Annotated in this window: 8 protein-coding genes and 1 pseudogene; 8 read left to right on the top strand and 1 reads right to left on the bottom strand. The window is 61.8% G+C overall.

Features of this window, described 5'->3' with window-relative positions; all coding sequences use genetic code 11:
- The first annotated feature begins 208 nt into the window (after nucleotides 1-208).
- The 6 genes and pseudogenes from LKX83_RS02540 to LKX83_RS34675 all read left to right on the top strand — a co-directional run.
- Nucleotides 209-2,155 (top strand): heavy metal translocating P-type ATPase, encoded by a 1,947-nt coding sequence (locus LKX83_RS02540; protein WP_227880591.1) that lies wholly within the window; start codon nucleotides 209-211, stop codon nucleotides 2,153-2,155.
- A gap of 105 nt (nucleotides 2,156-2,260) precedes the next feature.
- Nucleotides 2,261-3,313 (top strand): LacI family DNA-binding transcriptional regulator, encoded by a 1,053-nt coding sequence (locus tag LKX83_RS02535; protein WP_227880590.1) that lies wholly within the window; start codon nucleotides 2,261-2,263, stop codon nucleotides 3,311-3,313.
- A 258-nt stretch (nucleotides 3,314-3,571) separates the two neighbouring features.
- The gene (locus LKX83_RS02530; protein ID WP_370639016.1) at nucleotides 3,572-4,861 is read left to right on the top strand and encodes a glycoside hydrolase family 64 protein; all 1,290 of its coding nucleotides are present in this window, start codon (nucleotides 3,572-3,574) and stop codon (nucleotides 4,859-4,861) included.
- Nucleotides 4,862-5,055: 194 nt separating this feature from the next.
- Nucleotides 5,056-8,826 carry a carbohydrate binding domain-containing protein gene (locus LKX83_RS02525; RefSeq protein WP_227880587.1) on the top strand — a complete coding sequence of 1,257 codons (3,771 nt, stop codon included), beginning with the start codon at nucleotides 5,056-5,058 and terminating at the stop codon, nucleotides 8,824-8,826.
- A gap of 9 nt (nucleotides 8,827-8,835) precedes the next feature.
- Nucleotides 8,836-10,005, top strand: a complete 1,170-nt coding sequence (locus LKX83_RS02520) for a carbohydrate binding domain-containing protein (protein ID WP_370639015.1) — start codon at nucleotides 8,836-8,838, stop codon at nucleotides 10,003-10,005.
- 10 nt (nucleotides 10,006-10,015) lie between these two features.
- A pseudogene (locus tag LKX83_RS34675) lies at nucleotides 10,016-10,132 on the top strand (DUF3024 domain-containing protein); the annotation flags it as partial.
- Nucleotides 10,133-10,191: 59 nt separating this feature from the next.
- Here LKX83_RS34675 and LKX83_RS02515 read toward each other — a convergent pair.
- A complete protein-coding gene (locus tag LKX83_RS02515) occupies nucleotides 10,192-11,379 on the bottom strand; it encodes a YibE/F family protein (protein ID WP_227880584.1) in 1,188 nt (395 codons plus the stop codon).
- Between the two features lie 165 nt (nucleotides 11,380-11,544).
- Here LKX83_RS02515 and LKX83_RS34200 point away from each other — a divergent pair, with 165 nt between their 5' ends.
- Both LKX83_RS34200 and LKX83_RS02505 read left to right on the top strand, forming a co-directional pair.
- The gene (locus tag LKX83_RS34200; RefSeq protein ID WP_227880582.1) at nucleotides 11,545-12,630 is read left to right on the top strand and encodes a HupE/UreJ family protein; all 1,086 of its coding nucleotides are present in this window, start codon (nucleotides 11,545-11,547) and stop codon (nucleotides 12,628-12,630) included.
- Nucleotides 12,631-12,771: 141 nt separating this feature from the next.
- Entirely contained in the window at nucleotides 12,772-15,234 is a 2,463-nt protein-coding gene (locus LKX83_RS02505) for an S-layer homology domain-containing protein (RefSeq protein ID WP_227880580.1), read from the top strand.
- Nucleotides 15,235-15,264: the final 30 nt, after the last annotated feature.

The raw sequence follows: 15,264 nt of genomic DNA, 5'->3' as shown, positions 1-15,264 counted from the left end.
GCAATGAGGCTCGGTTCTGCAAAAGAACACTTTACTTTTTCGAGCCTCTACATTAGAATAATTCTTATAATAGAGAAAAAACAATTGAATACGACTTAAACGAGTTCGCGCTCGTTTCGCATGCTGCTCCCGTCTCGGGGGCAGCATGTGCCATTTTAAGGGCAGTAAAAATGCAAATCATTCTCAATGAATAAGGAGCGTGACCTGTATGAACGCATTTTCCATGGGCCCGGCGGAAGGATTGGCGCGCGAGCGTGCGGCCGGTCATCCGGCGGCCGGCAAACCCCGCTCGGCGCGCCTGATCGCGCAATACGGCGAGGGGGCCGCAGCTTTGGCAAGCGGCGCGCTGATGGTCGTCGCCTGGGGGCTAGGCCATGCGAACCACGGCTGGTCGGTCGCCGTCTATTTGCTGGCGTTTGCGGTGGGCGGCTTTGTGAAGGCGAAGGAAGGGCTGCATACGCTGTTCGCGGAACGGGATTTGGATGTGAATCTGCTTATGATCGTAGCCGCGCTGGGCGCGGCGAGCATCGGCTATTGGTCGGAAGGGGCGCTCCTGATCTTCATCTTTTCCGTCAGCGGCGCCTTGGAAAGCTATACGATGGAGCGCAGCCGCCGGGATTTGTCCTCGCTCATGAACGTGAAGCCGGAGACGGCGGTCCGCTGCCGGGACGGCGAAGAGACGGTCGTGCCCGTCGAACAGCTCTCCGTGGGCGACCTAGTGCTGGTTCGGCCGGGCGAACGCATCCCGGCCGACGGCGTCGTCCGGGAGGGCGCCTCGGCCGTGAACCAAGCTTCGATCACGGGGGAATCCGTCCCGGTGGACCGATCGGTTGGCGACGAAGTGTTCGCCGGCACGGTGAACGGCCAAGGGGCGCTGTTCGTCGAAGTGACGCAGCCCAGCGAATCGACCCTCGTTGCGCGGATCATCCGCCTCGTCCAGGAGGCGCAAAGCGAGAAGCCGGCATCCCAAATGTTCATCGAGCGGTTCGAGCGTCTCTACGCGAGAGCCATCCTGTCGGCGACGCTGCTGCTCATTCTGCTGCCGCCGCCGTTGTTCGGATGGACCTGGTCCGAGACGCTGTACAAAGCGATGGTGTTCCTCGTCGTCGCTTCGCCTTGCGCCCTGGTCGCCTCGATCATGCCGGCGATGCTGTCCGCCATTTCCAACAGCGCGCGCAAAGGCTTGCTCTTCAAAGGCGGGGCGCATCTCGAAAACTTGGCCCGGGTTCGCGTCGTCGCCTTCGACAAGACGGGAACGCTTACGAACGGCCGTCCCGTCGTGACCGATCTCGCGGCTTTCGAAGGAATGACCGAGACCGAGCTGCTGCTGGCGGCGGCTTCGGTCGAGTCGTTATCCGAGCATCCGCTTGCCAAGGCCATCGTGCTTCGGGCGGAAGCCCAAGGGCTCAAGCCGGAGCGGCCGACGTCCTTCGAAGCGCTAACAGGATGGGGGATCCGGGCGACTTGGAGAGGAGAAAGCTGGGAGATCGGAAAGCCGGCGGCCCAGCGCGGGGAGCGGTGGACCGAGGAAGTCCAGTCGGTCATAGACCGGCTTGAGCGGCAGGGGAAAACGGTGACGGTCATTCGCCGCGGCCAGACTGCGGTAGGTGTCGTCGCGCTTCAGGACACCGTCCGGGAGCAGGCGAAGCTGGCCGTCGCCGCCATCCGCAACATGGGCGCGGAGGTTGCGATGCTGACCGGGGATCAGGAGCGGACCGCGCGGGCGATCGCGAAGGAAGCCGGCATTGGGCTCGTGTATTCCGAACTGCTGCCCCAGGATAAGGTGAACGTGCTGAAGGACTTGCGCCGGGTCTACGGACCGGTCGCGATGGTCGGCGACGGGGTGAACGACACGCCTGCGTTGGCGACGGCCTCCGTCGGCATCGCGATGGGGGGCGCCGGGAGCGACGCCGCCCTGGAGACCGCCGACCTCGTGCTTATGAACGACGGCATCGAGCGCATCGCCGGCGCCATCGCGCTGGGCAGGCGGACACGGACGATCGTCAAGCAAAACGTCAGCTTCGCCGTGGCGGTCATCGCATGCCTCATCGCGGCGAATTTCGTCACGGGAATCGCCCTGCCGCTGGGCGTGGTCGGGCACGAGGGGAGCACCATTCTCGTGATTTTAAACGGACTGCGGCTGCTTCGCGGCTGACGAGAACGACTGATGTTCATTGCTGCATCCCGTCCGTCTTGACCCCTCGAAGGCCTTCGACTAGACTTGGGATGATTGGAAAACTCGGCTCGATAGGGGTTGGCTATGGATAGCTACGATATCGCCAGGCTTGCCGGCGTATCCCGCAAAACGGTACAGCGCGTGCTTACGCAGGCTCCCAACGTCAAGCCGGAAACCCGCGAGAAGGTGCTGCGCGTCATGGAGCAGCACAAGTACGAGCCGAACGCGTCGGCCCGCAAGCTGTCGGCGCGCAAGTCGCATACGGTCGGACTGTTCGTCGTTCAGGATGCAAGCCGCTATACGCTCCATACGGACGATCTGTTCTTCGGCGCCGTGATCGGCGCGTTGGTCAGCCGCTGCGCGGATCTCGGCTACCATACGCTGGTGGCGATGCTGGACGTGGCCGACCTGTCCCCGATGTTCAGCATGTACCGGCAAAAGAGCATCGACGGCGGCTTTATCGTCAGTTGGTCGGACATGCGGGAGGCGGTCGAGCGGCTGCGGGATGCCGGCTGCGAGGTCGGCGTTTTCGACGAAGGCTTTTTCCCCGTCGGGCGGTCGGACGTACCGATCCCGCGTTTGGACAATTACCGCAGCGCGGGCGAAGTCGCGAACTATTTGGCGGAGCTCGGCCATCGGCGCATCGGCATCGTGACGGGCAACATGGACAACCATACCGCTCATGCGCGCTTCCTCGGCTTTGCGGACGCGCTGTGCGAAAGAGGCGTGCCGCTCGCGGAGGACCGCATTCATTACGGGCAATTCACGGAAGCGGACGGCGAGCGGGCCGTGGCACGGTGGCTGGCCGAAGACCGGCTGCCCGAGGCGGTGTTCTGCTGCAACGATCTGATGGCCTACGGCGTGCTGAAGGCGTTGGCGCGGCGCGGAATTCCCGTGCCGGAAACGATATCCGTCGTCGGGTTCGACGATCTTCTCATCTCGGCTTATACCCATCCGCCTCTCACGACGATGAAGGTGCCGCGCGTGGAGATGGCGGTCAACACGGCCGACGGGCTGATCGGGAGGCTCGAGGGATGGGAGGAGGGGCGGATGCCGCATGCCGGCTTCGTCGCGGAGCTCGTACAAAGGGCGTCCTGCGCGCCAGCCCGCCGACACGACACGATTCGTCAAGATTAGCCGTTGACAGCGCTTAGGTCGACGGCTTATATTCGAATCGATAATGTCCCACGTGAGACAATTTTACCGAATCGGGCGCAAGCCGCCTGATGGGAAAGAAGGTGGTTCATGGCCGAAATGTTCTGGAGACAGGCGAGGATGTAGACGAGTCTGCTAGGCATGCCGCATGACGATTCGATCATTCTGAGGAAGGTGCGAATGATGAGAAGAAGAACGTTATGGCTGCTTTTCGCGCTGGTATTGGCCGTCGGCTTTCCGATGTATTCCGCTCGCGTCTCCGCCGCCGATTATACCCAAGGCATCGCCGTCTCGGGTTCCACGGCGACGATCTGGTTCGCTTCCTCCGTCAACACATCGTGGGTCGACGTTCACTATCAGCTGAACGGAGGCACCCAACAGAACTTCCGCATGAGCTACAATTCGGGGCTTGCCCGCTACGAAAAGCAAGTGACGGGCGTCGCTTCCGGCCAAGTGCTAACCTACTCCTTTACCTACAACAACGGTACGCCCGCCTACGATACGCCGACCTTCTCCTACACGATCGGGAGCGGCGGCGGGAATCCGGGAACCGGCATCGGCTCCATCCCGGCTTCCTCGATCCCGATGCCGACCGGCAGCGGCGCCTTGTCGCTCAAGGTAATGAACGGCACGAAAGGCGCTTACGCCGACGGGCAGATCTACTGGGGCGTCATCGGCATCAATCCGGCGAACAACGCCTGGAGCTATCTGGACCTGAACGGCAATCTGATCGCGATCTCGACGGCGTTGAACGACGCGGCCGGCCATCTGACGAAGAACGGCCAGAACTACGCGAATATCTACCACAAAATCAGCGACGCCAGTTGGGTCAATCTGCCGAAGATCACCGCGGGACGGCTGTTCTTGTGCGTCGGATCGCCGTGCTACATCAAAACGTTCAACGACGGCTTCGCCGGTCCCGACATCAACAATCCCACCGATCCGAATCTCAACGTCTATTTCGACTTTGTCGAATTCACCGTGGACAACGCGGGCTATCACGGAAATACGACGCGCGTCGACGCGTTCGGCTTCCCGATCCAGCACCGGCTCGTCAATAGGGCCGGCAATTACGACCGAACCGTCGGAGAGCCCGAGTCCGAGACGCGCTCAGGACTGTTTTCGGCTTACGCGAACGAAGTCCCGCAAGCGTTCAAATCGCTCGGAACGGTGCAGGCGCCTTACCGCATCGTGGCCCCGATCCACGGCTCGTTCGCCGCGGGCGGCGCCAACGCCAACTACTTCGCCGGGTATTCCGGCTACAACACCCAAGACATCCTGCGCTGCGACAACAGCGTCACCGACGCGTCCGTATGCGCCGCGATCAACCGCCATGTGTATACCAGCTCGAACTGGAACAACGTCGCTGCCTACTACCAGGCGGCGCCGGCCAACTACTACGCCAAGTTCTGGCACGATCACGGAATCGACCGCCTGGCGTACGGCTTTGCTTATGACGACGTCAACGGGCAAGCTTCGTATCTCGAGGTCGGCGATCCGAAGGGACTGATCGTCAGGGTCGGCTGGTAGCGGCTTTGCAAGTCCGGTAGAAAAGGGGAATACCCGGGAGTGAAGATCATCTCCCGGGTATTCCGCCTCGAAATAGGCGCGGTCTTTTGGACAAGATTGTTCTTAACTAGAGTGTACTTCCAATCTTAAATGTCCCACGTGGGACAAATTTAACAACCTATTTTGCAAACGATTACATACCGAGGAGGATTTCCATGAAGCGCTACCGCTTTTACACGAAAGGCGCGCTGATCGCGCTGGCGGCCATGCTGGCTTTCGGCCCCGCGGCTGGCGGCAGCGCCGCCGCCGCGAGCGCCAAAGCGCCAGGCCCTCACTGGGCGGACCGTGCCCTGGACAGATGGAAGCAGGCCGGCATTCTGCAAGGCTATCCGGACGGCACGATGAAGCCGGAGCGCCCGATCTCGCGCGCCGAATTCGCGGCGGTCGTCAATCGCCTGTTCGGCCTCGAAGCCCGTTCCGAGGCTTCGACGACCGATACGCCGAGCGCCTGGGCGGCGGCGGAGATGGCCAAGGCATTCGCGGCGGGATACCTGTCGCCGGACGACGGGGGGAGAGCCGCCGCCGATCGGGCGATCACCCGCGCGGAAGCGGCGCTCGCGCTGAACCGCCTGTTCGCGCTCCAAGCGCCCGCGAAGACGGGCGAAGGCGGCTGGCCCGATCTGAACGGGCTGACCGAAGAGACCGGCGGCGCCATACGGGCCTTGACCGCGAACGGGATTCTCCAGGGCTTGCCCGACGGCACTTTCGGTCCGAACCGCATCCTGACCCGCGCGGAGCTCGCCACGATCGCCGACCGGCTGATCGCGCTGCTGGTCCAGAAGAAGGGGACGGCCGAGCCGGGGGCCGTGAACGGCCACGCGGTCGTGAGCGCCGACGGCGCGACCTTGCGTGGAGCCGACATTGCCGGTAATCTCTATCTCGCGCAAGGGATCGGCGAAGGGGAGGTCTCGCTGCGGCAAACCCGGGTGGCGGGAACGACTTTCGTCCGGGGAGGCGGCGTTCACAGCATCGAGCTGACGGATGCCTCGCTGGCCGAAGTCCGGATCGAGAAGGACAACGATCTCGTGCGGCTGTACGCCCATGGCGGGACGACGATCGGCACCGTACGGTTTGTGCGGGGCGGGACGCTGGAGGCCGACGACGAGACGTCGAAAGGCATTTCCGACGTGCGGATCTCCTCCGGCGCGAAGGAAGTGCATCTCAAGGGGAACTTCGCCCGCGTGTCGACGGAGCCGCAAGCATCGCAGCAGGTGCTGCTGATCGTCTCGGGTCATGTGTCCGAGCTGCGGGTCGACGGCAGCGCGCTCATTCGCTTGACCGACGGCGCCGTCATCGACAAGCTGCGTGTCTCTGCGAGCGCTACCGGATCGTCGATGGAAGGGACGGGCCGGGTCGGAACGATAGAAGATCTCTCGAGCGGTTTCGTCAATCGTCTGGGAAGCGGCAGCGGTAGCGGCGGCGGAACGACGCCGACCGCGACGCCGACGCCGTCGCCATCGTCAACCCCGGCGCCGACCCTATCGCCTACCGAATCGCCAACGCCGACCCCATCGCCTACCGAATCGCCAACGCCGACGCCGTCGCCAACCGCATCGCCGACGCCAACCCCGTCGTCGTCGCCGACCCCGACAACCGACCCTGGCGAGAGCGATTGGAAGCTGGTCTGGAGCGACGAATTCGCCGGCGGAGCCATCGATCCGTCGAAGTGGACGTACGACACGACCAACGGGGAGTCCGTCGGCAACCCGGGCTGGGGCAACAACGAGCTGGAATACTACACCGACCGTCCCGACAACGCGAAGGTGGAGGACGGCAAGCTGGTCATCACGGCGAAGAAAGAACTGTACGGAGGGATGCCGTACACGTCCGCCCGGCTCAAGACGCTCGGCTTGTTCAGCCAGACGTACGGCAAATTCGAGATTCGCGCCAAAGCGCCGACGGGCAAAGGTCTCTGGCCCGCCATCTGGATGCTGCCGGAACACAACGAATACGGCACTTGGGCCGCCTCCGGAGAGATCGACATCATGGAAGGCTGGGGAAGCAGGCCGGGCACGGTCGCGGGTACGATCCATTACGGCGAGCGGTGGCCGGGCAACGTCTATTCCGGCGCCAGCTACGACTTGCCGAACCAAGGAACGATCGCGGATTACCATACGTACGCGCTGGAATGGGAACCGAACGAAATGCGCTGGTACGTGGACGGGGAGTTGTATTCGACCAAGAAAGACTGGTACAGCAAAGGCGTCGGCCAGCAGCCCAACTACGCCTATCCGGCGCCGTTCGATCAACCGTTTCACCTGCTGATCAATTTGGCCGTAGGCGGCAACTTCGACGGCAATCCGACGGAGAATACGGCATTCCCGGCGCGCATGGAAGTCGATTACGTGCGGGTCTACGCCAAAGACCAATATGGTCCGGCGACGCCGCCTTCTTATCCCAAGGAAGCCTATGCGCCCGGCTCCAGGCTGCCTCAAGGGCCGGACCGGGATCTGGTGTACAACGGAGAATTTCGGGAGAACGTCGAAGGCGATGCCGGCATGGGCGTCCCGGACACGGCCTATTGGGCGCTGTACCAAGATCCCGGCGCTTCCGGCGCCGTGACGATCGAGGACATCGGAGGGGAGCGATACGCCCACGTCGCGATCGCGCGAGCGGGCGGCAATTTCTACTCGATTCAGCCGCAGTCCATCGTCTCGCTCGCCAAAGGGCGCGCTTATAAGCTGACGTTCGACGCCAAGACCGATACGGCCCGGAATATGACGGTTCGCTTGACAGGCGGCGAGTCGCGCGGGTTCCCGGCGTACTCGCAATCGCTGAACGCCGCCTTGACTTCGCAGTTCCGTTCCTACGAGATGACCTTCCTGATGAAGGAAGCTTCCGACCCGGCGGCCCGCATCGAGTTCAATCTCGGGACGGACGCGCATCCCGCCTGGTTCGGGAACGTGAAGCTGGTCGAGATCGACGGCATCCCGTTCGATCACGATTCCGCGAAGCAGCCGCAGGAGGACGGCAATCTCGTGTACAACGGCACGTTCGATCAGGGCGAGCCGGACCGGCTGAGCTACTGGCATCTGACAACCGAAGAGGGCGCTTCCGCCACCGCCTTCGTCCCGATTAATCCGGCATCGGAGCGTAAGCTGAACGTGGCGATCACGGACGGCGGCGCCGCCGCGGGAGACGTGAAGCTGCTGCAAAAAGGGCTGCTTCTGCAGCAAAACCAGGACTACGAACTCCGGTTCGACGTCCGGGCCGCGGCACCCAGAACGATTCAGGTCGGCCTATTCCGCAAAGACGGCACGCCGATCGCCGTCCGGGAAGCGGACCTCTCCGCGTCCGCGCAGACGATCACGGTCGCCTTCGAACGCATCTCCGCGGATACCGACCCGGAGGGGCAGCTCGTCTTCTTGCTCGGCGGCGCTGCGGACAGTCTGCAAATCGACAACGTGAAGCTGCTCCGCACGAGCATGTCGTTCGACCCCGATACCGTGTTCTATCCGCTTCGCAACGGAGACTTCGGCAACGGGCTGGACGCCTGGGACGTATCGGGCAACGCCGACCAGGCCGGGGCGGCCGGAGCGGGCGCGATTCGCATGGCGGCGGATGAGGAGGGAGCCAAGCTCACGGTCGACAACCAGGGAGGGCGGCCTTGGAATGCGCTGTTGTTCCAGCAGGGCATTCCGGTGAAGGCCAACGTGCCCTACGAGCTTCGTTTCGAGGCGCGCGCCACCGTCGACAGGCCGATGGAAGTCGTGATCGAAAACGCGGGTCCGAGAAAGCTCGACGAGATCGTCGATCTGACCAGCGAGAAAAAGACGTTTGCGTTCGAATTCAAGACGGGCAAGGACGAAAACGTCGACCTCAAGTTTTTGCTCGGCCTGATCCGCGATAGCGACCCGAGGCTGGGGACGCACGACGTCTTTTTAAGCAACATCGTCTTGCAGGTCAAAAACGCGCCGGTCGCGTAGCCGCCGTCCCTGCGGAAGGACGCCTCCGACAACGTACTGGGGCGGGACATCGAGATCACGTTCGCGGATCGGGAGGATTGGCGGTCGAAGGTGACGGCGGTGGCCATCGACGGCAACGCATTGAACCGGGATCAGTACGGGCTGACGGCGGGGCGTCTCCTACTTCGCGCCGACTGCTTCGCCGCACCGGGCAGCCACGTCGTGACGGTATCGGCCGCGGGATACGCCGATGCTTCCGCCCTGCAAACGATCTTGTCCGGCGACGGCAATCTCGTCGTCAACGGGGATTTCGCGTCCGGCGCGAGCCGCTGGCTGACCTGGTCCGGGGAAGGCGGGGCGGCCGAGCTGTCGGTCGCAAGCGGCGTCGGCACGGTTGCCGTTGCCGCCAAGGGCGGCCCGACTTGGGCGAATCAGCTGTACCAGGAAGACATTCCGATGTCGGCGGGCAAGACGTACGAGCTCCGCTTCGACGCCGCGTCCACGGCGACCCGACCGATCACGGTAGAGTTCACCAATACGTCGGCCGGCGCGTTATCGTTCGTTCTGACGCCCGAGACGACGACCTTTGCCAAGACGTTTACCGTGGCGACCGACGCTCCGCTCAAGCTGAACTTCCTGCTCGGCAACGTCGTCTTCGGGGACGCGGTCACGCCGGACGGCGCGCATGCCATTTCTTTGAGCCATATCTCGGTCAAGGAGGTCGAGGCGCCGACGCCAACCGGACATGAATTGCTGAACGGCTCGTTCGACAGCGGCACCGACCACTGGAGCCTGTTCAAGAAAGCGGGCGAATCCGATGCGACGATGGACGCCGCGGACGGCGTCCTGCACGTCCGGTGGACGAATTACGACGGTTACGAGTACTGGGCGACGCAGGTGTATCAGGAAGATCTGGCGTTGACGGCGAGCAAGACGTACGTCCTCTCGCTGCGGGTCCGATCCTCGATCGACAAGGATCTGCTCGTCTCGATCGAAAACGGCGCGAATTCCGGCATCCAGTACTTGCCGGTCCAACCGGTTCATCTGACCGGGGGAGGCGATTTCCGCACCGTTACGTTCGAGCTGACCCCGGGAGCGCAATCGGTCTCGAATGCCAAGCTCGTCTTCCAAATGGGCGGCAATCATGCAGGCTCCCACACGATCGATTTGGACGATATCGTGCTGACCGAGAAACCTTAAGGAAAGACCCGCTTTTAGGAGCGATCAGCGGGTACAGCTGAATATCGAGCAATTCCGTTTAGACCAACCTAAATGGAAGATTTATGGGCAAGACAGCAAGAACAAATGGCATTTCGTAGCGGATTATGAGCCGGACGAGCCCCCCTCATGCCGATTAGGCGATGGGAGGGGCTTTTTTCACGCGAATTATGCGCTTTTGCTCTCCGGCTCCGCGGCGAGGACGAGATTCTTTCCGCTTTCGGGGATGACCCGGGCGGAGATAAAGGCGACGATCGGCACGGTCAGCACGACGCCGATGCAGCCGGTGAGGCCCTGAACGATCTCGACGGTCATCATGTTCATGTTGGTCAGCTGCGAGAACGGCACCTTGACCGCGTACAGGATCATGAGGGAGGCGAGCGTCGTACCGGTCAGCGCCAAGATAAGCGTGTTCGCCATCGTCCCCATCATATCGCGTCCGACGTTGATGCCGGAGCGGTACAGCTCGCGGCGGCTCAGATTCGGGTTCGTCTCGTACACCTCCTGGACGGCTGCGGCGATCGAGATGCCGACATCGATGATCGCGCCGAGGGAGGAGAGCATGATCCCCGCGAACAACATACCGCCGAGCTGAAGGCCCGTCTGGTCGGCTACCACGACGAGCACCTCGACCTCCGCCGTATTGTACCCGGTAATGTGCGCCCACTGGCCGAAGGCGTAGGCGAGAATGCCCGACAGCGCGACCCCGCTGATCGTGCCCAGGATGGCGGCAAGCGACTTGGGCGTCCAGCCGTTCAGCAGCAGCAGCGTGACGCAGGTCGTCAGGACGACGATCAGCAGGGAGGCGAGCAGCGGCGAGTATCCTCTGTACAGCATCGGGATAAATAGATAGACGATGCAGGCGAGCGTAAACAGAATGCCGAGGACGGATTTCAGCCCCTTTTTGCCCCCGACCCACCAGAGCAAGCCGAAGAAGATCAGGAACATCGCGAGCAGGATCGGCGCTCGGTAATAGCTGTAGACCGTCACCAAATAAAAGTCCTTGCCCGCCGAGTCAATGTTGGCGATAAGCGTCTGTCCCGGCTTGGCGATGACGTTCAGGTAGACGCTCACATTGTTCGTGACGGTGTGAACCTCGCCCTTGTGCTCCCCGGACAAGATCCGTACCTCGATGTCCTGATAGCCTTGATACGTATTCCCCCGCCCCGAATCTTTCTCCAATTCCTCCTTCAATACGCGCAGCACTTTTGCTTTTACGTATTGTCTGCCGCCCGTACCGCTCTTCTCGTTGTACTTGGGCTCGGGCGCCCGGCTGAACAAAAACATGGCAACGAACAGGAGCAGCAGGACGACGGCGAACAAAATAACTCTCGTTTTTGGAGCCGATGCAAACATAGTGATCCTCCGATAAGAGCGCCAGGGTACGACGGCTTGCGCCGGCCGCACCTAGTGCACGAGTGAATTTTACATGGTTTTTACGAATCTCAACTAGAACGGTAAGACGAGTTTGCTATGATCGGTCGCAGGACGGACATGCCTATCAGCTCGGGAGGACGAAACGTGAACATCGGACGAATCGCATTCGGCATTGCCCTATTGGGACTTGCGCTGCTCGGCTGGACGCCGGCCGCGTCGGCCCACGGCAACAACAGCTTGGCCTATTCGGATCTCGTCTACGAAGACGACGCGATCTGCTATACGCTGCAGATCGACCTATACGACCTACGAGCGATCGTTACGCCGGATGATCCGGATATCGAGAGCGAGACGCCGGAGGCGGTGAACCGGTTCTTCGCGACCGCCGGGCCGAAGGTCGAAGAGGCGCTGCTCCCTCATTTGCGACTCTATGCGGACGGGCTGCCGCTGCGCGGCAAGCTGGTCTCGCTGCGCGGCATCGCGAAGGAGGGCGAAACCCAGGCGTTCGCCGAGGCCGTACTGTCGTATCCGGCGAACCGCCCGCCCGCGCAGTTCGCGCTGGATTACGACTTCGTCTTCGACAACGATCAGTGGCACGTCAATTACGTGAACGTATCGCTGGGCCGATTGCAAGGGACAGGCGTCCTCGTGAGCCAGCTCCGGGAGCTTCAGCTCGGCCGGATGAGTCTAGCGGAAGCCTTCGAGCGATACAGCCTTCTCGGCTTGAAGTCGTGGCTTACCGGGTTTGCCTCGCTCTTGTTCGCGGCGGTGCTGCTCTTGTCGGGCCGTCCCTTGCGGCAGGCGATGACCGCCGTCGCCGCTTTCGCCGGTGCCGGTACGCTGGCGTTGATCCTGACCGCCGGGCTGCAAGCCGCTGTCCTGCCCGAGCGCTTCGTTGGTGCCGTCTGCGCGCTGAGCGTCTTTGGCGTCGCGCTGCACGGACTGCTCTCCGCCGGCCCGAGGAGCCGGATCTGGCTGGCGGGCGGGTGCGGTCTCGTCCACGGCCTCGGCTTCGCGCAAACCTTGTCCGGCATGCGGGTCGACGCCGAGCTGGCCGCCGCATCTCTGACCTCCTATGGCTTCGGGCTCGCTGTCGGGCTGACGCTCCTTGCGCTTGTCCTGTATCCGGCTTTTCGATATGCTTCGCGCCTCAAACGCTTCGCCCCGACGCTTCTCTCGGTGATCGCGCTAGTTGGCCTGGCCGGCTTTTTGTCGGTCGCCTATCGGTAAGACAACATTTTCTATCTATTAATATAGCGCCGCAACATTTACACAAAGTTAATTGGGACTCGCATCTTTGTTAATAGTTTAAAGCTATAGTTCTTAGTGCTAGAGAGAAGTTAAATATGACTAGAAGAGGTGAGTAGTTTCATGTGGAAAAGATTAGACCCCAAACAGCAGCGTTGGGCGAAGCTTGGCGCCGTGGTGCTGTCCGCGCTGCTGATCGTCTCGGCGCTGCCGTTCCAGTTCGGCGGGCACGACGCCAAGATCGTTGCGCCGAACGTTGCGCATGCGGCCGTTCCGTACGCGGTCAGCGACATCGCGCTGAATCCCGGCGCGAACGAATCCGAGTTGAACTTCACTTGGTACTCGCCCGACCAGCCGGCGGCGGCCGTCGTGCAGATGGCTAAAAAAGCCGACATGACAGGGGCCGACTTTCCCGTCGAACAAGCTTTGAAGTTCAGCGGTACATATTCCCCAGCGGCCAGCGTCGCCTCGACGGTCTATTATTCGAATAAAGTGACCGCCAAAGGGCTTGCACCGCAGACGAAGTACGTCTATCGCGTCGGCGACGGGACGGACGGCAACTGGAGCCCGGTCTACGACTTTGCGACGCAGGACCCGTATAATTACACGCTCATGTTCGTAGGCGACCCGCAGATCGGCGCTTCCGGCAGCGTGGCGAAGGACACCGAAGGCTGGACCAAGACGCTGAACCAGGCGTTCAGCAAGTTCCCGAACATCAGCTACATCATGTCGGCGGGCGACCAGGTCGAGCACAGCACCAACGAGTCGGAGTACGACGCTTTCCTAAGCCCCGACCTGATGCGCAACCTGCCGATCGCTTCGGTCGTCGGCAACCACGATACGAGCGCCAACTACCAGTATCACTTCAACGTGCCGAACCTATCGGAACTGGGCGATATTAAGAACAGCGGCGGCGATTATTACTACACCTATGGCGACACGCTGTTCATGGTGCTGAACACGAACAATACGGATGGAGCCGTGCATGTACAGTTCATGGAACAAGCGGTAAAGGACGCGCCGAACACGAAATGGCGGATCGCGACGTTCCATCACGACATTTACGGCGCCGGACCGCACTCAACGGAGGCCGTCATTACGGGGCTGAGACAATCGCTGTTCCCGGCATTCGACAAGCTCGACGTGGACATGATCTTCATGGGTCACGACCACTCGTTTGTCCGGACTTATGTCATGAACGGCGACAAAGTCCAAGGCAGGCAACTCGTGGACACCAAAGGCAGAGACGTCAATCCGACCGGTTCGACGTACGTGACCGCCAACTCCGCGAGCGGCAGCAAATACTACGAGCTGATGACGACGCCGGAGGTGTATTCGGAAGTCCGCACCCAGCTGAAGACCCCGACGTTCTCGGCCATTCACGTGACGCCGAGCAGCCTCACGGTCGATACGTACCGCTCGGACACGCTGGAGCGGGTCGATACGTACGGCTTGGTGAAGGAAGCCGAAAACGCCAAAGTATACGCCAAAACGACGCAGCAGTCCGATCCGAACGCCGAGCTGGACTATTACTATGCGATCGGCAACGCCAACGCGGTGAAGAAGATCGACGCGGCGTTCCCGTACGATAACAAGAAGCTGAAGTTCAAACAAGCCGAGCTGGTCACGCCGGATAACGGAACGTTCGTGGCGAAGGATGAAGGCGACAAGATCAGCATTCAGGCGACGCTGGACAAGCCGATCCGTTCCGAGTCTTACGGCTCTTACACGGATGTCGTCAAGCTGACGTTCGAGCTGGTCAACAAGCAGATCGTCACCGTAGCTGAAGTGCGTCTCGGTAAATCCGAGCTGACGACGCTGAATAAACATAGCGAAGTCGCCTCCCGGATTACGGGGGACAAAGCCGAAATTTCGGTTAGCGTGCCTGGCGGTGTGCCTGGCGGAGGCGGTTCGCCGTCGAACCCGACGCCGACGCCTACCCCGACACCAACACCGACACCAACACCGACACCTACGCCAACACCAACTCCGACGCCTACGCCGGCGCCAACCCAACCGCCGACATCCGGTAACGGAAGCGGTACGGCCAAATCGTTCGTGGACGTACCGGCTGGCTATTGGGCTGCCGATGCCATTCAATTGCTCGTCTCGAAGCAAATCTTGAACGGAACGAGCGATTCCAAATTCGAGCCCGGACGTACGGTCACCCGCGCGGAATTCACCGCGATGCTGGTTCGGGCGCTGGACCTGACGAATAAAGGCGGCGTGTCCTTCCAAGATGTCAAAGCCGGCGCCTGGTATGCGGATGCGGTAGCCGCGGCGGTGGAAGCGGGCATCGTCAAGGGGCAGAGCGCCTCGACCTTCGGCACCCAAGCGCCGATTACGCGCGAAGAGATGGTGACGATGCTGATGCGCGCGTACGAATACGTGAACGGCAAGCCTGATGCGGGTACGAGCGTCAAGTTCAAGGATGAAGCCAAGATCTCCAAGTGGGCGGCCGCGTCCGTGAAGTCGGCCTCCGCGCTTGGCCTGATCGGCGGCACCGCGCCGAATACGTTTAATCCGCTGGGCAAGGCTACGCGTGCCGAAGCGGCGCAAGTCGTCTACAACCTGTTGACGAACTAACCGGATTCGTATTCAGCTTTCACTAGCAGG

Source organism: Cohnella baijiui (genome assembly GCF_020731285.1).
Lineage (GTDB): Bacteria > Bacillota > Bacilli > Paenibacillales > Paenibacillaceae > Cohnella.
The sequence above is the reverse complement of the archived record's forward strand: the minus strand, read 5'-3'. Positions and strand labels throughout refer to the sequence as shown.

Bases quoted from the DNA above. Each gene is read 5' to 3' on its own strand.
- LKX83_RS02540 (WP_227880591.1), top strand. From the start codon at position 209: ATGAACGCATTTTCCATGGGCCCGGCGGAAGGATTGGCGCGCGAGCGT.
- LKX83_RS02535 (WP_227880590.1), top strand. From the start codon at position 2,261: ATGGATAGCTACGATATCGCCAGGCTTGCCGGCGTATCCCGCAAAACG.
- LKX83_RS02530 (WP_370639016.1), top strand. From the start codon at position 3,572: ATGTATTCCGCTCGCGTCTCCGCCGCCGATTATACCCAAGGCATCGCC.
- LKX83_RS02525 (WP_227880587.1), top strand. From the start codon at position 5,056: ATGAAGCGCTACCGCTTTTACACGAAAGGCGCGCTGATCGCGCTGGCG.
- LKX83_RS02515 (WP_227880584.1), bottom strand. From the start codon at position 11,379: ATGTTTGCATCGGCTCCAAAAACGAGAGTTATTTTGTTCGCCGTCGTC.
- LKX83_RS02505 (WP_227880580.1), top strand. From the start codon at position 12,772: ATGTGGAAAAGATTAGACCCCAAACAGCAGCGTTGGGCGAAGCTTGGC.